General features: G+C 51.2%; 22 protein-coding genes. 9 read left to right on the top strand and 13 right to left on the bottom strand.

The features are described 5' to 3' along the window. From ACNQ6O_RS14605 to ACNQ6O_RS14625, 5 genes are all read left to right on the top strand, one after another. Positions 1-571 (top strand): GNAT family N-acetyltransferase (locus ACNQ6O_RS14605; protein WP_418053938.1); only part of this gene is annotated, 571 nt, incomplete at its 5' end. A 49-nt stretch (positions 572-620) separates the two neighbouring features. Continuing rightward, positions 621-989: a DUF3703 domain-containing protein gene (locus ACNQ6O_RS14610; RefSeq protein ID WP_418053939.1), complete on the top strand. Its 369-nt coding sequence runs from the start codon at positions 621-623 to the stop codon at positions 987-989. Positions 990-1,079: 90 nt separating this feature from the next. Beyond that, a complete protein-coding gene (locus tag ACNQ6O_RS14615; protein WP_418053940.1) occupies positions 1,080-1,505 on the top strand; it encodes a DUF1761 domain-containing protein in 426 nt (141 codons plus the stop codon). Positions 1,506-1,608: 103 nt separating this feature from the next. Then, entirely contained in the window at positions 1,609-2,016 is a 408-nt protein-coding gene (locus ACNQ6O_RS14620; RefSeq protein WP_418053941.1) for a GFA family protein, read from the top strand. 91 nt (positions 2,017-2,107) lie between these two features. Next, positions 2,108-2,506, top strand: coding sequence for an ACT domain-containing protein (locus ACNQ6O_RS14625; protein ID WP_418053942.1), 399 nt, complete (start codon positions 2,108-2,110; stop codon positions 2,504-2,506). Between the two features lie 135 nt (positions 2,507-2,641). Here the strand turns inward: ACNQ6O_RS14625 and ACNQ6O_RS14630 are convergent, their stop codons facing one another. The 4 genes from ACNQ6O_RS14630 to ACNQ6O_RS14645 form a co-directional block, all read right to left on the bottom strand. Then, entirely contained in the window at positions 2,642-3,769 is a 1,128-nt protein-coding gene (locus ACNQ6O_RS14630) for a zinc-binding dehydrogenase (protein WP_418053943.1), read from the bottom strand. 265 nt (positions 3,770-4,034) lie between these two features. Then, positions 4,035-4,574 carry a hypothetical protein gene (locus ACNQ6O_RS14635; RefSeq protein WP_418053944.1) on the bottom strand — a complete coding sequence of 180 codons (540 nt, stop codon included), beginning with the start codon at positions 4,572-4,574 and terminating at the stop codon, positions 4,035-4,037. Between the two features lie 105 nt (positions 4,575-4,679). Next, complete coding sequence (locus tag ACNQ6O_RS14640; RefSeq protein WP_418053945.1) at positions 4,680-5,225, bottom strand: PEP-CTERM sorting domain-containing protein; 546 nt, start codon at positions 5,223-5,225, stop codon at positions 4,680-4,682. A 167-nt stretch (positions 5,226-5,392) separates the two neighbouring features. Then, complete coding sequence (locus tag ACNQ6O_RS14645; RefSeq protein WP_418053946.1) at positions 5,393-6,784, bottom strand: hypothetical protein; 1,392 nt, start codon at positions 6,782-6,784, stop codon at positions 5,393-5,395. A 184-nt stretch (positions 6,785-6,968) separates the two neighbouring features. On the opposite strand from ACNQ6O_RS14645, the gene ACNQ6O_RS14650 reads away from it, so the two are divergent. Then, entirely contained in the window at positions 6,969-7,751 is a 783-nt protein-coding gene (locus ACNQ6O_RS14650) for an enoyl-CoA hydratase (protein WP_418053947.1), read from the top strand. Here the strand turns inward: ACNQ6O_RS14650 and ACNQ6O_RS14655 are convergent, their stop codons facing one another. From ACNQ6O_RS14655 to ACNQ6O_RS14665, 3 genes are read right to left on the bottom strand one after another with little or no spacing between them, the layout of a single operon-like run. Then, complete coding sequence (locus tag ACNQ6O_RS14655; RefSeq protein ID WP_418053948.1) at positions 7,752-8,255, bottom strand: DUF192 domain-containing protein; 504 nt, start codon at positions 8,253-8,255, stop codon at positions 7,752-7,754. Next, positions 8,252-9,013, bottom strand: a complete 762-nt coding sequence (locus ACNQ6O_RS14660; RefSeq protein ID WP_418053949.1) for an ABC transporter permease — start codon at positions 9,011-9,013, stop codon at positions 8,252-8,254. The genes ACNQ6O_RS14655 and ACNQ6O_RS14660 overlap by 4 nt, the downstream gene beginning before the upstream one ends. A gap of 24 nt (positions 9,014-9,037) precedes the next feature. Next, a complete protein-coding gene (locus ACNQ6O_RS14665; protein ID WP_418053950.1) occupies positions 9,038-9,958 on the bottom strand; it encodes an ABC transporter ATP-binding protein in 921 nt (306 codons plus the stop codon). Positions 9,959-10,091: 133 nt separating this feature from the next. Here ACNQ6O_RS14665 and ACNQ6O_RS14670 point away from each other — a divergent pair, with 133 nt between their 5' ends. Then, the gene (locus ACNQ6O_RS14670; protein WP_418053951.1) at positions 10,092-10,544 is read left to right on the top strand and encodes a hypothetical protein; all 453 of its coding nucleotides are present in this window, start codon (positions 10,092-10,094) and stop codon (positions 10,542-10,544) included. Between the two features lie 37 nt (positions 10,545-10,581). Continuing rightward, positions 10,582-10,878 carry a hypothetical protein gene (locus ACNQ6O_RS14675; RefSeq protein WP_418053952.1) on the top strand — a complete coding sequence of 99 codons (297 nt, stop codon included), beginning with the start codon at positions 10,582-10,584 and terminating at the stop codon, positions 10,876-10,878. On the opposite strand, the gene ACNQ6O_RS14680 is transcribed toward ACNQ6O_RS14675, so the two are convergent. The 5 genes from ACNQ6O_RS14680 to ACNQ6O_RS14700 all read right to left on the bottom strand — a co-directional run bounded on the left by ACNQ6O_RS14680 (position 10,871) and on the right by ACNQ6O_RS14700 (position 14,799). Continuing rightward, positions 10,871-11,455: a hypothetical protein gene (locus tag ACNQ6O_RS14680; protein WP_418053953.1), complete on the bottom strand. Its 585-nt coding sequence runs from the start codon at positions 11,453-11,455 to the stop codon at positions 10,871-10,873. The two genes, ACNQ6O_RS14675 and ACNQ6O_RS14680, sit on opposite strands and share 8 nt — an antisense overlap. Before the next feature lie 156 nt (positions 11,456-11,611). Beyond that, on the bottom strand, positions 11,612-13,078 hold the full coding sequence (locus tag ACNQ6O_RS14685; RefSeq protein WP_418053954.1) for a PhnE/PtxC family ABC transporter permease: 1,467 nt from the start codon (positions 13,076-13,078) through the stop codon (positions 11,612-11,614). Positions 13,079-13,095: 17 nt separating this feature from the next. After that, positions 13,096-13,746 carry an ATP-binding cassette domain-containing protein gene (locus ACNQ6O_RS14690; RefSeq protein WP_418053955.1) on the bottom strand — a complete coding sequence of 217 codons (651 nt, stop codon included), beginning with the start codon at positions 13,744-13,746 and terminating at the stop codon, positions 13,096-13,098. Further along, complete coding sequence (locus ACNQ6O_RS14695; RefSeq protein ID WP_418053956.1) at positions 13,746-14,624, bottom strand: putative selenate ABC transporter substrate-binding protein; 879 nt, start codon at positions 14,622-14,624, stop codon at positions 13,746-13,748. Before ACNQ6O_RS14695 ends, ACNQ6O_RS14690 begins: the two co-directional genes overlap by 1 nt. Before the next feature lie 16 nt (positions 14,625-14,640). Then, positions 14,641-14,799, bottom strand: coding sequence for a hypothetical protein (locus ACNQ6O_RS14700; protein WP_418053957.1), 159 nt, complete (start codon positions 14,797-14,799; stop codon positions 14,641-14,643). Here ACNQ6O_RS14700 and senB point away from each other — a divergent pair. After that, complete coding sequence (gene senB, locus ACNQ6O_RS14705; protein WP_418053958.1) at positions 14,789-15,760, top strand: selenoneine biosynthesis selenosugar synthase SenB; 972 nt, start codon at positions 14,789-14,791, stop codon at positions 15,758-15,760. The genes ACNQ6O_RS14700 and senB overlap by 11 nt on opposite strands. On the opposite strand, the gene ACNQ6O_RS14710 is transcribed toward senB, so the two are convergent. Next, on the bottom strand, positions 15,757-16,380 hold the full coding sequence (locus tag ACNQ6O_RS14710) for a helix-hairpin-helix domain-containing protein (RefSeq protein ID WP_418053959.1): 624 nt from the start codon (positions 16,378-16,380) through the stop codon (positions 15,757-15,759). The genes senB and ACNQ6O_RS14710 overlap by 4 nt on opposite strands. Positions 16,381-16,389 lie beyond the last annotated feature (9 nt).

Genomic DNA, 16,389 nt, shown 5'->3' on the forward strand with positions numbered 1-16,389 from the left:
GTTTTTCTACAGCCTCGTTATGCACAGGGAGAGATCGGTGCCATTGTTTGAAACAGAGAGGCTGGTTGCAAGGAAACTATCCCATCAAGACGTTCCTGTGCTCACCGCAATGCTCAGTGATCCGGAAGTCATGAAGTTCTCCATTCGTGGAGTTTGCGACGAAGAAGCTACCCGAAAGTTCGTTGATAGGTGCCTTGAGTGTTACGAATCACATGGAATAGGGCCATGGGCATTGTGTGAGAAGGAATCAGGGCATTTTATCGGCTTCTGTGGCGTTGGGCCGGAGTTGGTTGGCGATGTTGAAGAAATCAATCTAGGTTATCGTCTGGCGCGCAGGTTCTGGCATCAGGGGTATGCGACAGAAGCTGTGAAAGGTGTTCTCCAGTATGCTTTCGATCAAAAACACTGCGAGTCGGTAATTGTTATTATCGAGCCGGAGCATACAGCCTCCGTTAGGGTGACGGAGAAGGTCGGGTTCGGAGATTATACGATTCGAGAATTCCATGCCCGACCTGTGCGGGTATATCGAATGAGGTGCGACGACTGTGTATTGCATAACAAGTTGTTGTAGTTCGTTCTGCACTTCCCCCACTTCAGTAGACACCTGAGAGGAGGTCTTTATGAAACGTGGTTTTTCACAACAAATAGCTCCTTACGTCGAAATCGAACTGGCGAACGCCAAGCGAGCAAATTTAGCCGGTAATACTCAGCAAGAATTTGCTTATCTAGAACGGGCGCACGTTGTAGGACAAGAATCAACGTATTGGCACGTTAAGGTCCATATATTGATGCTGGTGTGGGCTGCTCGAAATCGCTCAATCCGAGAGGCGCTTGGTCAGGTTTTTCGGATTGTTGGCGCTGCGACGAAAACAGCATTTGGCTTGGTCCCTCCAGGTAATACTGGTGGTGCAAATGTTAGTCCGTTTAAGAAGATGCCAATCGCGCCGGATTTGGCAGATTTGATTCAAAAAGCCAAGTCCGGTGTATAACCATACGCGTCGCACGGATGCCCTTCGCTTCGCTGCGTCAAGGTCACTTGCGCTCTGCGTTAGGCAGCTCAAATAACATTAGGAGTTTACATGAATTGGATGTCTGAACTGCAAAGCATAAATTACATCGCTGCAGCAGTTGCAACTATTGCTAGTTATTTGCTTGGGTTTGTATGGTACCACTGGACAGTTTTTGGTGAAGCATGGGCTAATGCTTTAGGCATAACAAAGGAAGAGGCTGACAGTACCGAAGGCCTTGGAAGTGCTTTTATTATGTCTTTAATCTCGGGGCTAACAAAAGCCCTGTTAATTGCATTGCTGATAGCAGTAACAAACGTTTCTGGTGTTCTTAGCGGCGCATTTTTTGGCGCAGTAGTTGCGATCGTGTTTACTATTACGTCGCTAGGTTACTACAACGGTTTCGCTCGTACATCATCAAAACTAACATTAATAAATTCGGCTCATAGCGTTGTTGAGCTTACTTTAATTGGTGCAATTATTGGTGCCTTTACTTAGCAAACACAGCCTAACCAGTGCATCATGCAGACACTCACTACGCCCGGCTTTTTGTGCGCGCAAATGCAAGCGTTAGCGATTTATAGAGCTATCGGAGATGGAAATGAAATACCCGATCGAAGGTTCCTGCCAATGCGGAGGAGTAAAATACCAATTGTTGTCAGCTCCTCTGATGATTGTTGCGTGCCACTGCAAAGAATGCCAGAAACTTTCTACAAGCGCATTTAGCATCACCGCGGTTGTAGGTGCTGACATGGTTGAGTTTCAGGGCGAGATGGTTGATTGGAGCAGAGTCGCGGATAGCGGCAACACAAATGGAGCAAAGTTTTGCCCAACCTGTGGAAACCGAATATATCATTTTGATCCGAAGGAGCCTGAAAAAATCAAGCTCAAGCCGTCAAACCTTTCAGATACCAGCATCATTCAACCGACCGCTCATGTTTGGGTGAGCGAGAAGCAAGACTGGTACTCTATACCGGAAGGCGTAGCGGTGTATGACAAACAGCCATAACTTAGGCTCTCCACCGGATGCCCTTTTCATTGCGGCTTCGACTTCATTACGAGAGCGCCGCAGAGCGCGGCGTTAGCGAGCGAGACAAACCATGACTGGCGAGAAAAACTTAGAAAAGCTACTCAAATCCATGTCCCCAGAACTAATGGATGGGGAATATGTATTTTGCACGTTCCAGGATGCTCGATACGGAGACTATTCAGATTTGGAACCAATAGCATCCATCAGCGAATCTCAGGGGCTTACATTAGTCATTCCGAAATCTAAGGCGGATGAGAAAAACGTTGATTACGAATCTGTGTTTAAAGGAATTACATTGAGTGTTCACTCAAGCCTTGATGCCGTTGGGCTAACAGCTGCTTTCTCAAATAAACTTGCTGAGCATGGAATTAGTGCAAACGTAATTTCAGGTTATTACCACGATCATATTTTTACTCAGAGCGAATCTGCAGAGAGAGCTATAGAGGCACTTGATGAATTTGCTCGTTAACAAGCGCATATAATCGGACGTGGCCTACGGCCACGCCGTTGATGCTGGGGGTAAACAGCACAAAAAGAGATTCAGGCTGCTGGAGTCATTCTTACTCCAGCAGCCTGAGATTGCCTTGCGGACAGACATCAAACGTTAGCTCTGTGGTTTGATCAGGAACTTCTCTCCGGTAGCCTGTTTGCCATAAACCGCGATCGCATCCAGTTGTAAAGCACCGGCCAGGGATACTTCGTGAGTGTAGTGGCTGGCGAACGTGGTTTTGATCTCGGCGGCTATGCGTTTCCGCATGGCGATGGTGGTTTCCTTGCTCAGTTTTCCTAATGCATTAAACAATAAAAAGCCGTTCACACCCCATGCAAAACCAAAGCTGCGGTTTAGCGTGATGGGGCCACGATCAAGCCCGCCATAAATATAAACCTGTTTAAAGATGTCAGACCCGTACACGCTGTATTCAGTGATGTTTCGAGCGACGGCGGCTTCCATGCAGGTGAGAATATCACTAGCCAATTTACCGCCACCAATAGGATCGAACGCGATAGTCGCGCCGGTTTCGATCAGTGCTTGGGTCAGGTCTGCCATAAAGCTGTCGCTACTGGAGTTAACCACGTATTTGGCACCCAATTCGCGCAGCAACGCTTCCTGTTCGGGCTTGCGGACGATATTGACCAGGTCGATGCCGTCGGCGATGCAGACGCGGTTGAGCATTTGTCCGAGGTTTGAGGCGGCGGCAGCGTGAACGATAGCCTTGTGACCTTCAGCGCGCATGGTTTCTACCATGGTCAATGCCGTCAGCGGGTTAACAAAGCTTGACGCGCCTTCTGCTGCAGTCGTACCCGGCTCCAGTTCTAGACAGCTTTGCACATTGGCACAGAGGTATTGGCGGTAGCTACCACCGCCAATTACCGCAACGGTTTTGCCCATCAAGCTTTGCGCAGCGGCTGATGAGCCCGCAGCGACGACTGTACCGGCCCCTTCGTTGCCTACGGGTATAGGCTTGCCAACCCGCTTTTTAACGGCACCCATGAACTTGGCCGGGACATCGGCACTGATAACCGGGCGATCGGCGCTACCGGATTGGGTGGCCGTCGTCATATCGGCCACGCTGAACATCACCCCCAGGTCAGACGGGTTAATAGGAGCGGCTTCGATGCGGATGACCACTTCGTTTTCGCCGGGCTGGGGGATCTCTATCTCGCGCAGGGCAAGTTCCAGTTTATTGTCTTCGCTAATGGTGGAAATAAGTTCGATGTTGGTATCCGACATTCTTTACTCCTGAAAAAGTTAGGTGGTCTGGTACCTCACTAACCGATGTTGCCTCGTAAAATGAGGGGCAAGCCCTCAGCAACTGCGTGACCCGCGTCGCTGGACTGTCTTATCGTAGCGGAAACCTGGGATCAGGTTAGCATTTCACCCGGCATAATGTTCATCTGTCCCAAAAGACACCGACAATGAGCAGATGGCTGGGGTACCTAACACTGGCGTTATGAGTAACAAGGCACCACTACATACCACGATACCTTGAAACGGACTATTTTCTAGAACCTACCGGTATCATGATGTGTGCGTATGGAGTCCCTTTATACATTACGTAAGGGCCACCAAGGCTAGGGTCCGTCGGTAATGACTCTAAGAGAGCTGCATCTGGAGTAATCATCATTAGATGTGGCCCTTCGACGATCCATTCATTATCAGCGGTTGGCCCCTCAGCGTACGGGTCTGTATTACTAGCCCCTCCATCACCTGCGAGCATGTAAGAGATTCCGATGGCTTTCGCCTGAAAAGGTTCTTTGTTCATCCAGGCTTGGGCCCAGTCCATCCATGGCCCATCCATACACATTGGTGCTTTTCCCGTGAGTTGGGGTGGGGTCGGGAAGCAGGTGTAGTTGCTTATTCCTTCTTGAAGGACATTTTGGTTCCAGTCTAAAACGGTAACGGTGTCCCGTAATGTCGGAGGTGCGGCACTGAGCGCATCTTCTAATAGAGATTGCGGTTTTTCGGCAGCATACCCGCTAAAACTATAAGTGATAGCGAGTGCAAATACGGTCACGAGGGGAGTGTTCTGTTTCATGGGAGTTATCCTCGAGGTATTTAACAAACGTGAAAACCTCAGGTAAATTATAAAAAAAGCCACCTCGTTTGAGATGGCTTAAATAATTAGGCTTTTAATTGCTTATTATTTTTGAACTCTTCGCCTGGCTATGCCAACTCCCAACAACCCTAATCCCATCAAGGCGAGGATACTTGGCTCTGGCACTTTGATCGTCGGTTCACCCTTGTAGTAGATCGAGGCGTGCGATAGGCCTTTACCTGACGACCATGTTCCGCTGAGCGGATCACCGACAGTCAAATCTAGGAGAAATGCCCCGAATCCGTTTCCTGCCTTAAGCGTGATCACGATATTATCCAGTCCTGCGAGCGTATCGATTGCCCAATTCCCGGATTTAGCACCATTATCCGGTGCGCTCGTAAAACTAATTAGACCATCACCATCTGGACCATCGTTCTTGTGAGCGAGCATCCATCCATCCATTCCAAACAGCGAAAAATCCTTATCAATTTGGTTGCTGTCATTACCGGTGAAACACGCGCTTTGCGTTGCATTAGACAACGAATAGCTAGTTGCAGAGGAACACGACATCAATCCCGCCTGTGCTTGGCTGGCTGCCAGCAAAGACACCGCAAGAACATTCATTGCCATTAGTCGAATTGTGGTTTTCATAGCTACTTTACCTATATGAAGCTGATAACGACCTCACTGGTAAAGAAGGCATTTATTGCACCACCGTGTGTAATTTCAATTCAATACAGGTGTTTATCAAACAAGCCCTTCGAACCATATACTTCAATGTGTAAAAAAATCCGACAAATCGCTGACCCTTCGGTTATTTATTTCTCCTGCTTATCTTTCTTTTCCTCACTCTCGGGCTTCGGCCAATTCGCCTTCTTCTTTTCGCATTCCACAATCCCACTGCTGCTTAGCCGCAGGCTCCAGCGTTGCGCCGACTGGTGTTCTTGGCCCGTCTGGGAATACACCAGAAGCAGGTCGTAATCGTGTTGCTTCTCGATGGGGTGGGCTTTGATCTCAGAGGTGAAGTCGTCTTTTTCACTCCAGGCGTATAGTTTGTTGGTGGTGGGCTGAATCATTTCGCATAGCGCTTCGCAGTCCAAGCTCAGGCGCTCCTGAAGATGGCTTTTCTCCAGCGCGGAGTGGTCCAGGTAGGTTACCGAGCGATAGCACACGATTTGTTGGGCTTCGTTCGTTACCCATTTTCCGGAGCTTTCCTTAACCTGTTTGGGTAGGTCGGAACGCTTGCGGTAATCCAGCCACACTCGTTTTCCGGCAAAGGGTTTACTGGTGTAGGGCGTTAGCAGGCGGATTTTCCAGCGGGGTTTGCCTTTGCGTAGCCAACGGGTGATGGCGGTGATCATGTCATCGCGCAACAAATCCCGAACGGCGTAGATCAGCGCGATGCCAAACAATAGGCTGAGGGACAACTGCTCGCTGATGGTTCGGGTGTTGAACAGAATGTAGGTGAACAGCGCCATGATGAGTGTGGTTGAGACGGCCTTAACCATCTTGCGCGTTCCGTCACCAAGCTCGATCACCTTCGGCCTGAGTAATACCGGGTATTCAAGCAGGCGGTGATAAAGGCCCATCCGGTTCCACACGCGCGTTGCGTCGCCTTTGAAGCTGCTCTGGTATTCGTGTTCCTGCCGGTGCTGGTATTCCCGTTCAAGAAATTCGATAACCGATTCCCGGATCTCTTCCCCCAGCTCATCAAAGCCTTCTATCGCCAAACATTCCAGCAAGAACTGTTCGGTATGCCAGGAGTAATAAATGTCCGCCAAGCGGTAATAACGCTGTTGGCTGCTTTTAGCCGGTGATGAGTTGCGCAAACGCTGGGCAAAGTTACGGCTCAGGCGAAGTGCCCGGTTGATCAGCTCAACACTCAGGCCAGAGGTTTCGATTTGTTGGCGCAGGCGCTCCATGGAGGCCCGATATTGAAACAGCCAGGAACCAAAGGTGATCTCGTAGTGAGGTGAGAGCAGGGCGAAGGCTTGGTTGGATTTACCGATCCGATCCTGCTCCGGCAGGCCCAGCAAACTGAACCGGTGTTCGATCGAATTGAACAGGAACTGCTGCTCTGAAAGTGTCCAGGAGGTCAGGCTGTCTTCGTGCGGGGTAAACAGATACAGATCAACCTGGTAGCGCCCCGGCTCCGACAGTGTGCGGGTAAGCTGTAGGCGATGGTTACCTTTGCGCTTTAGTAAAAACACACTGCTCTCCCAACAGCCAATACACGTTTCAGGGTTAGCCTTGGTGAATCCGGCGATTTATCAAGGATCTAGGTGTACCTTAGAGTATAGGAAAAGGCTGTGTTGCCGCTACTATTCGACAGTCGAATCAACTTGTCTGATACTGGGCGCATTCTAACAATTAAGCATTTCGGAGATATTAGGTATGGCAGATCTGCTCACACTCAGCACGGATGACCATGGCATCACAACGCTGACATTGAACCAACCGGATCGCCGCAACAGCCTCTCGATGGACATGCTGAATGCGTTGGGCGATGCGCTTTCGGATATCGCGGCGAAGGAAGCTTCCCGAGTTGTGGTCCTGTCAGCAGCAGGCCATGTGTTCTGTGCGGGCCATGATCTTAAGGAGATTCGTAGCCAGTTCGATAGCTACGCGTTTCAAAAAGAGCTGTTTGAAAAATGCAGTGAGGTGATGCAGCAAATCGTAAATCTTCCGCAACCGGTCATCGCTCGCGTTGCAGGTGTGGCCACGGCGGCCGGGTGCCAGTTGGTCGCGAGTTGTGATCTCGCGGTCGCCGAGAAGGGCGCGCGGTTTGCCACGCCGGGAGTGAATATCGGACTGTTCTGTTCCACTCCTATGGTGGCGCTTTCACGCAATGTGTCTCGCAAGCATGCGATGGAAATGTTGTTGACCGGTGAGATGATTGATGCCGAACGGGCAGAGCGAATAGGGTTGGTGAATCGGGTTGTGGAACCGGAGTTGCTGGATGAAACGGTTTACACAATGGCGGCAACGATTGCGGGGAAATCCGCTCACACCCTGAACGTGGGTAAAACAGCCTTCTACCGGCAATTGGAAATGCCACTCAACGAAGCTTACGACTACACCGCGGAAGTGATGGCCAGCAACGTGGTGACTCACGATGCGAAAGAAGGGATTTCTGCCTTTCTCGATAAGCGCCAGCCAGAGTGGCGCCACAAATAATCAGGGTGGGCAGGCGCCATCGGAAGGCCAAATGAGCCGGTCACCCACTCCGATGCTCCGAGCTTTGAAGTAACCGGCATTCATTTCCACGGCGTTCCGGAAAGGGGTTCCTGCCGGGTAAATGGGGCAGCCTGAGCTGCGGGAGGATGTGCAGGGCAGCATATGACGTATGCTCACAATCACGCCATTTTCATCGAGAAACGCTATGTCGAGCGGTATGAGCGTTTTGTACATCCAGAACCCGTAACGCGCAGGCCGTTCTTCCTGATACTCAAACACCATTCCGGCGTCCTCCGCCATCGTGCGCCGACCCATTAACCCTTTTTTCCGTTCTTCTGAGTCGCTGGAAATCTCGACCTTGACCGGGTACCCCGTTCCACCACTGACAAAGCAGGCTTGTGCGCGGGGCAGTTCAACCGGGGCGATGGACTTTCCCGCTTCTGCCGCGCCACAGCCCGCCAAGGCCAGTGCGAAGAAGGGGATTAAAAAGGAGAGTACTTTCATGAGCGCAGACGGTAGCCGGTCTTGAAGATCCACCAGATGGTGGTCAGGCACATGCCGAGGAACATAAGAGTCATGCCCACGCTCACGCCAATATGAACATCTGAAACGCCATAGAAGGCCCAGCGGAAGCCGCTGATCAAGTACACCACAGGGTTGAACAGGCTGATGGTTTGCCAGATTTCAGGCAGCATATCGATGGAGTAAAAGGTGCCGCCCAGGAACACAAGAGGCGTGACGATCATCATCGGAACGATCTGCAGTTTCTCGAAACCGTCTGCCCATATGCCGATAATGAATCCGAACAGGCTGAAGGTGACTGCCGTCAGGGCGAGGAACGCCACCATCCAGAAGGGGTGAAGAACCGAATAGTCAACGAACAACCTAGCGGTAGCGAGGATGATCAAACCAAGCAGAACCGACTTGGTAGCAGCCGCACCCACATAGCCCAATACGATTTCGAAGTAGGATACAGGCGCTGAAAGTACTTCATAAATTGTGCCCGAAAACTTCGGCATGTAGATGCCAAACGAAGCGTTTGAAATGCTTTGCATGAGCAACGAAAGCATCACTAAGCCGGGGATGATGTAAGCCCCGTAACTGATGCTGTTGATGTCGCCCATGCGAGAGCCAATGGCGGATCCAAACACCACGAAGTACAGGCAGGTAGAGATGACCGGCGACAACACGCTTTGCATCAGCGTGCGCCGCATACGCGCCATTTCGAACTTATAAATTGCTTTTACACCGTACAAATTCATGTCCATCTCCGTGCGGGCGCGGTTTTACTCGTTAACTAGGCCAACAAAAATCTCTTCCAGAGAGCTTTCCCGTGTTTGCAGATCACGGTACTCAATGCCCAAATCACCCAAGGTCCGTAGGAGCCTGGCTACACCGGCCTGTTGTTTCTGGGAGTCAAAGGTATAAATCAGTTGGTAGCCATCTTCCGAAAGTTCTAAGGGCTCGAGTGTCAGCTCTCCCGGAATGGCTTCCAGTTTGTTCTGCAGATGCAGGCGCAGCTCCTTCTTGCCCAACTTCGACATCAAGCGGTCTTTGTCTTCCACCAAAATGATCTGGCCCTGGCGAATAACGCCGATGCGATCGGCCATTTCTTCGGCTTCTTCGATGTAGTGGGTTGTCAGGATCACTGTGGTGCCGTTCTCGCGGAGCTTTCTGACCATTTCCCACATGTCGCGGCGCAACTCTACGTCAACACCTGCAGTGGGTTCGTCCAGAAACAGGATGCGAGGTTCGTGAGACAAGGCCTTGGCAATCATCACCCGACGCTTCATGCCGCCAGAAAGAGACATAATTCGGTTGTTGCGCTTATCCCATAAGGATAGGTCTTTCAGCACTTTTTCGATGTGGCTGGGCTTCGGGGATTTGCCAAACAGCCCACGGCTGAAAGAAACCGCATCCCAAACCGTTTCGAACGAGTCGGTGTTGAGTTCCTGTGGCACCAAGCCGATGGCTTCACGGGCTTTACGGTAGTCTTTAACAATGTCGTAGCCTGCAGCGGTCGCCTGCCCGTTGGTTTTATTGACGATGCCACAAATAATGGAGATGAGCGTTGTTTTGCCAGCACCGTTGGGGCCGAGTAGGGCAAAAATCTCCCCTGGGTAGATGTCCAGATTGATATCGTTGAGCGCCTGAAAACCACCTTCATAAATCTTATTCAGGTTCTTTATGGAGATATCCGGCTGCACGGCTATGTGTCCTGTCTATGTGGGTGACTCAAACCAGAAAGCCGAACATTTTCTCATGGTGGCGGCAGTTTAGAAACCTTTGCCTTGTGCGCACATATCCCCATAATGTGAGCTTGCATACAAACTGAGGCTTATGATGTTACGTGTTTTTTCGGTATCGATCGCTCTGATCGCAGTCATTGGGTTGGCCGTTTTTGCTTCGCAGTACTTGGGTGATGCTGAAGAAGAAGGGGTTCGCTCCGAATGTGATCTATTAGATGGCCCTTGCACCTGGAGCACGCCAGAAGGGGAATGGCGCGTAAGCTTGAAGCCTCAGCAAGACAGTGCCGGTGAGCATCTGTATGCGCTGAACGTGGATACCCCGGCGGCCCCCGCCCGTTTTCTTGCTGTTCTGCGCGGGCGCTCGATGTACATGGGTGAGTATCCGGTTCCTCTCCAGCGACAATCCACTAGCCACTTTACGGCAGAATTTGAGGCGCCCTTGTGTGCGACAGGCTCCGAGATGGTCTGGCAGATCGATTTACAAAGCGGCCAACAAATGTTGGGAAGTGAGGCACCCATCCTGTTTTTCAGGGCGAAAACGTAGTTAAATTTCCGATGGTTTTACTTCCGGGGGTTAAGTGATGGATTACGGGGAAAGTGTACAGGAAGTACTGCTGCGGAAAATCCGAAAAACCGAGCAAGATTTATTGCAGCTCAAGCTCGATTACTGCCGCTTCGTGTTTGGGTTAAGCCATCGCTCCCGAGTGATCGCCAAAGGGCAGTGCTGGTTAGTGCGTGCGGTGGATGTTGATTCCATGCAACACACCGAAGAGGGTGGCTACAGTATGCCGGCGCTCACCTGTGTTTTGGCCGACACAGACAAAGTAACCGAAGTCGTCTCGCTTGGTACTGACTGGGAATTAGAAAAGGTCAGATAAAGGCATTGCTGGTAACGGCGTCATATAGGCTTGAAGTTGCAGGCACGTAGTGGTTTTCTTCCCAGAACTCTGCGCCTTCAAGTCCCGCTCGATAACATGCGAGCAAAATATTGCTGGATGTCAGCGTAGCAATGGTTTGCATGGCGTCTGATTGACGAATGCCAGTTTTGCGGCTGGCAATGCCCGCTACGATTCCGGCCAAATTCTCAGAATGTCGCACAGCCTTTGGGCACAGGGAGCAACTCGCTCCGTAAAGCCAGGCGGTTGCGAACGCCCGCACGGCATTCGGTGATTCAGCTAACGACAACCCTTTCAACTGGCAATCACGTTCTTGAAGCCCCGCCAGTATATGTAACTTGGAACACAGTTCTGTGCGATCGAGTGTTAACGGATTCGCGCTGTTTTCGTGTGCGCGGGTTCGTTGGCTGGATCGAAGGGAGATACCGGTGCCGGTTGAAGCAGACGCTCCCTGAGGGGCGGCGAGTTCAGTGCGAGTCAGGGTGTAAATGCGCGCACCTAGTAAGCAGACTAGTAAAAGAAGCCCGATTTGAGTTATAGCCACCACTCCGTAAACCATTGTTCTAAGTTCCTGAAAACATGGATGATGCATCACTAGATGTTATGGAGTGTAACATTGAGTAACTGGCGAGCATTGCAACCAACTCCACAGTTCAGCGCAGATTTCGCACGGCCTTGTTGATCTGTGACGCTTGTCCCAGCGGAATGGGCTAATTCAGCAGGTGGGCATGGTTTTAAGAGCAAGCTTTCGGCGAATAAGGCGGCCGAGTGCGTCTACGCCAATGTTGAGCAGTGCAGTAATCAGGATAAGAACCATCGCCCGATCGAAGCGAATGTTTTGAATGGCACTGTCCACGTAGAAGCCCAGGGTGTAGATACCCAAGATGCCCAAGATGGCGGTTTCCCGCATGATGATTTCCCACCGGTAAAACAGAAAGGCTAAAAAGGACCGGTATACGCGGGGAACCAGTTCCCAGCTGTAGCGGGAAAAGCCGGTTGGTGCGTCAGGGCGCAGTGTAATGGTGTTGGTCTGCCTGCCAATCAGGTGGCCGATAATGCCGCCGTTATGTAGCGCCAGAGCCACCACCGCTGGCAGCATGGACGGCCCCCAAAGCTGAAGCAGAATATACGCGAGGATGTACTCCGGTGTAGAGCGAGCGATCACCAGAAAGATATGGCCGGAGGTGCGCCGAACCGGCCCGCCGAAATGCTTGGAAATCAACGGGAATGCCAACAGCGATAAGATGCCGGTGGCCACCAAGGCTACTTGGGTGAGCACCACTGTATTCCAGATGCCGGGTAGAGCCTCGTTAACCCAGACATCTCCCATCCACTCAGAAAGCCCGATTAGGCCCTCACCGTTACGAATAGGTGCGGGAACAATGTCTTCGGTAAAGAAGCGTTTTACGTTGCCCCAAATAATGGGCATACCATCGCCGAGGAAGAACGGTGCCGCCAACACGTAAGCTGGCAGTAACTTTGGGCGCACCCAAAGCGGCATGGTGGCAATTAAAATGTAAAACAACACCAGCATGGCGCCTGCATCGGAATACAATCCTTGGGAGAAGGAAGACTCCAGATAAAAGCCCAAAGTTGGCAAGCCGACAAAGCCCAGAATGGCCGACGAACGCATACCGCATTCGAGACGATAAGCGGTGTAGGTTCTCAGTTGCACCCAGCAGTCTGGAATTTTGGTGTAAAGAAACGATGAGATTGATCGGGTTCCAGGAGGCAGCAGCCGGCCTGGCTCTGGGTCTGCCTCTTCGAATATCTCTGAGTACACCTTGGCAAAGATACCCGCGTAGGGAATGGCAATCGCCAATACGCCGGTGAGCGGATGAAATCCGAAAAACTGTAGAAAGATCAGCGCCCAGAATAATTCGTGGATAGAACGAATAAACGCGCAGAACATGCGCACGGGTAAGAATCGATACACCAACGAAAGCAAGAACCCGCACACGCTGCCAAGAGCAACGCCCACAAAGGCAAACGCGACCGTGCGAAGAAGTGCCGTCAACAAACCTTCGGTGCTGAAAAAGTTAGGGGTTACGATGCCCCAGAATAACCGACCAAGATCTTGCCAAGGGTTTGCCGTGGTAATGGCGATGTCGGCTACTAACAATCCGGCTATGGCGATAGCCAAGAAGATGAAACTGGTGCGGACGGTAGGGTAGGCGAACATGAGTTGTGATCGGCCGGTCAGTAAATCGAAGCGATATCTGACGCTACCAGATTAGCCGCTGGTTCATCCAGCGCAATCTGGCCGTCTTGAATGCCGATAATCCGGTCGCAGTAGGCAAGCGCCATCTCCACGTCGTGCAGCGCAACAATGCTGGTATTAAAGCGACCGGTCAGTAATTTCATGGCGGCATGGGCCATCGGGCCGTCCAGGGCTGAAATAGGTTCGTCAGCCAGTAGTATGGGTGCCTGTCGATAGAGTGCACGGGCTATAGCCACGCGTTGGCGCTGACCGCCCGACAGTGCTGCTGCGGGAATCCAAAGCTTCTCTGAAATCGAAAGTTCTTCCAGCAGAGTTTTAACGTCGCGCTTATCTTTCGAAAAGGGGCGTAGCAACGTCACCGTGTTGTACCAGGTTGGGTGCTTGTCGAGTTGACCGATGAAGACGTTGTGGAAGACCGGTAATGCATTCACCAATCCCAAGCCCTGAGGGATCAGGGAGGCTCGCTGTTGCAGGCGTTCGTAAATCACTTTAATCAGTGTGGATTTACCCGCTCCACTTTTGCCGACCAAGGCGATGTGCTCACCTTCCCGGAGGTGAAGAGACAACGGGCCAATGACCCGCTGTCCTTCAAAGCTGGCTGTCAGGCCATGAAAATCAAACTCTGACATTAATCCAGGATTCCGATGTTTTGAGCGGTCTTACGAATTGGCTCGTAATCATCGTTGGAAGCTGGAATAAACCCGGACCGCGGGAAGCTTTCCAGCAGGGCAGGGTCATCCAGTTCCAGCAGTGCTTTGGTGACACGATCCTTGAAGCCTTCACCGAAGGTTTCGTTCACGTCACCACGGATAGTCCACTGGTAATCAGGGTAGGTTGGAGTTTTCCAGATCACCTGCACGGCGCTGGTGTCGATGTTGCCGTCTGCCAACTCTTTTTCCCAAACCTGGAAGTTCAAAGCGCCTACTTCATAGGTGCCCGCTTCAACTAGACGTAAAGTGCGGGTGTGGTTGCCACTAAAACCGACCCGTGAAAATACGGAGTCTGGAGCTTCATCAAATGTGTCACGAATATAGAACTCTGGCATCAAGCGCCCAGAGGTGGAACCTTTGGAACCAAAGGTGAAGGTTTTGCCGCGAAGCTTGTCTTCAAGGCTTTCCAGTGAATCGGAAGGCTCGATGCCTGTTTCGGTATTGGCGATGAAATAGGTTTCGAATGCTTTGTCTTCAACACCTTGTGCGATTGCTTCGGAGCCATCAACCAAGCGGCGTGCCTGAACGCCGGACAATCCACCAAACCACGCCAACTGAACTTGATTATTGCGGAACGCCGATACGGCAGCGGCATAGGATTTAACGGGGATGTAACGAACGTCTACATCCAGTTCTTCTGATAGGTAGTCCGCTACGCCCTGAAACCGTTCAACTAACTTGGTTTCGTCTTCATCGGGAATTGCGGTGAAAATGAACGTTTCTGCGTGAGCTGCTGAAAACACAGACATTGAGATAAGGCCAGTGGCTAACCACTTGCGCAATTGTTTCATCGCCATGGAATTCATTCCTTTGTTATTTCAGATCAGCGAGGGAAAGGCGGATGCCAATATCCATTTCAGGATACCTTGAATTACGCGATTGATGAACCGCTTTCCAAGTCAATACTTTACCTAACGCATCTACCCATGCAGAATCTTTGAAACCTCCGAATTTGGCGATTATGAACATCATTATTATTACTCCGGCAGGGCCGGATTCCAAAGCTGGCAACCGGGCAACAGCTATGCGATGGCAGCGGCTGCTTCAGCAGTCTGGTCATCAGGTTGCAGTTGAAACGGAGTATCAGGGCGTTCAATGCGATGTTCTCATCGCTCTTCATGCCTGGCGCAGCGCGAAAGCAATCAAAGCATTCAAGGCTGCCTGGCCGGGAACGCCGCTGATTGTAGTGCTGACCGGCACGGATATTTATTACCACCAGCACGAATACCCAGAAGTCACCTATGAGTCGATGGACCTTGCCGACCTTTTGATCGGACTGCACGATTTGGTCGGGAAGGACATCCCCAAACGCTATGAAAGCAAATTGCTGACGTTACGCCAATCAGCGGACAAACCAGAAGCCTTCGGAGGCTCTCGACTGGAACCTGGGCAATTTCACATTTGTGTACTGGGGCACCTCAGAGATGAAAAAGACTCCCTGAGAGCGGCTGTAGCCAGCCGCCACCTGCCAGACGATTCAAACATTATTGTCTCCTGTGCCGGTAAGCCTCACAGTGATGAATGGCGAGAAAGGGCTTTACAGGAGAGCCGCAGCAACCCAAGGTTTCGTTGGTTAGGTGAGCTCAACGCTACTGAGTTAGGAACGTTGATAGCGGTCAGCAGTGTGATGGTGATCAGCTCCGTTATGGAGGGGGGCGCCAACGTTATCTCTGAAGCCTGTCGGGCTGAATTGCCGATACTGGCATCGGACATACCGGGGAACAGGGGATTACTGGGTGATGATTACCCGGGGTATTTCCCGGCTAAGGATGACCGTGCTTTGGCAGATTTGTTGGTACGTGTTGAGAGTGATGAAGAGTTTTTGGCGGAGCTTAAGAAGAGGGTGGTGGAGCTTTCTGACACCTTCCAACCTGAGCAAGAACGCCAGAGCTTGGAGAAAGCCCTGGCGCTCGTTGGTCAGCCTAAAGCTTAAAGTAGCTTTTTCGCTTCACTAGACAGGCTGTCGAAGCCTTTCACGCTCTTAAAACCTTCCAGTTTTTTCTTGTCGTCACCACTCGGGTTAGCGATTTGCTCAATCGAGGTGATGCCGGCCTCTTTCATTTTCTTGGCTGTTGCAGGCCCAATGCCCTTAACTAAGGTCAGGTCTGTCTTGTCGGCTGGCTTTTTTGCAGCAGGTTTCTTAGCCGCAGGCTTCTTGGTAGGGGCCTTTTTCGCAGCAGGTTTCTTGGCTGCAGGCTTAGCGGTGTTAGTTGCACTCTTAGCTTTTTTGGCTGTGCTTTTCGCTACTTTTTTTACGTCGGTTTCGACTTCTTTCGACGCGATCCCCAACTTCTCAAGCAAGCTTGTTTGCAGCTCATGGAAATCATTCATTCGGCGTTCGAGCTCGTCATTAAAGCGCCCGATTTCACGCTCCCGTAGCTCTTCGACTTCCTTAAGTAGCTTGCGGACAGGCTCCTGAACCTGGCTCTGCAGCTGATCCAATTGCTTAAGGGCGTCATTAATTAAGCCCTCGATCTGCGTGGATGCTTTATCAAATTCTTTATTAACCGATTTAACGATTGCTTCAATGCTTGGCTTGGATTTCTTTGCCATCAGGCTGTC

Origin of the sequence: Marinobacter sp. SBS5, from assembly GCF_048285575.1 — a bacterium.
GTDB lineage: Bacteria > Pseudomonadota > Gammaproteobacteria > Pseudomonadales > Oleiphilaceae > Marinobacter.

Excerpts from the sequence above, each read along its gene's own strand:
- ACNQ6O_RS14610 (WP_418053939.1), top strand. The coding sequence starts at position 621 with ATGAAACGTGGTTTTTCACAACAAATAGCTCCTTACGTCGAAATCGAA.
- ACNQ6O_RS14615 (WP_418053940.1), top strand. The coding sequence starts at position 1,080 with ATGAATTGGATGTCTGAACTGCAAAGCATAAATTACATCGCTGCAGCA.
- ACNQ6O_RS14620 (WP_418053941.1), top strand. The coding sequence starts at position 1,609 with ATGAAATACCCGATCGAAGGTTCCTGCCAATGCGGAGGAGTAAAATAC.
- ACNQ6O_RS14625 (WP_418053942.1), top strand. The coding sequence starts at position 2,108 with ATGACTGGCGAGAAAAACTTAGAAAAGCTACTCAAATCCATGTCCCCA.
- ACNQ6O_RS14630 (WP_418053943.1), bottom strand. The coding sequence starts at position 3,769 with ATGTCGGATACCAACATCGAACTTATTTCCACCATTAGCGAAGACAAT.
- ACNQ6O_RS14635 (WP_418053944.1), bottom strand. The coding sequence starts at position 4,574 with ATGAAACAGAACACTCCCCTCGTGACCGTATTTGCACTCGCTATCACT.
- ACNQ6O_RS14640 (WP_418053945.1), bottom strand. The coding sequence starts at position 5,225 with ATGAAAACCACAATTCGACTAATGGCAATGAATGTTCTTGCGGTGTCT.
- ACNQ6O_RS14650 (WP_418053947.1), top strand. The coding sequence starts at position 6,969 with ATGGCAGATCTGCTCACACTCAGCACGGATGACCATGGCATCACAACG.
- ACNQ6O_RS14655 (WP_418053948.1), bottom strand. The coding sequence starts at position 8,255 with ATGAAAGTACTCTCCTTTTTAATCCCCTTCTTCGCACTGGCCTTGGCG.
- ACNQ6O_RS14660 (WP_418053949.1), bottom strand. The coding sequence starts at position 9,013 with ATGAATTTGTACGGTGTAAAAGCAATTTATAAGTTCGAAATGGCGCGT.
- ACNQ6O_RS14670 (WP_418053951.1), top strand. The coding sequence starts at position 10,092 with ATGATGTTACGTGTTTTTTCGGTATCGATCGCTCTGATCGCAGTCATT.
- ACNQ6O_RS14675 (WP_418053952.1), top strand. The coding sequence starts at position 10,582 with ATGGATTACGGGGAAAGTGTACAGGAAGTACTGCTGCGGAAAATCCGA.
- ACNQ6O_RS14680 (WP_418053953.1), bottom strand. The coding sequence starts at position 11,455 with ATGGTTTACGGAGTGGTGGCTATAACTCAAATCGGGCTTCTTTTACTA.
- ACNQ6O_RS14685 (WP_418053954.1), bottom strand. The coding sequence starts at position 13,078 with ATGTTCGCCTACCCTACCGTCCGCACCAGTTTCATCTTCTTGGCTATC.
- ACNQ6O_RS14690 (WP_418053955.1), bottom strand. The coding sequence starts at position 13,746 with ATGTCAGAGTTTGATTTTCATGGCCTGACAGCCAGCTTTGAAGGACAG.
- ACNQ6O_RS14695 (WP_418053956.1), bottom strand. The coding sequence starts at position 14,624 with ATGGCGATGAAACAATTGCGCAAGTGGTTAGCCACTGGCCTTATCTCA.
- senB (WP_418053958.1), top strand. The coding sequence starts at position 14,789 with ATGAACATCATTATTATTACTCCGGCAGGGCCGGATTCCAAAGCTGGC.
- ACNQ6O_RS14700 (WP_418053957.1), bottom strand. The coding sequence starts at position 14,799 with ATGATGTTCATAATCGCCAAATTCGGAGGTTTCAAAGATTCTGCATGG.
- ACNQ6O_RS14710 (WP_418053959.1), bottom strand. The coding sequence starts at position 16,380 with ATGGCAAAGAAATCCAAGCCAAGCATTGAAGCAATCGTTAAATCGGTT.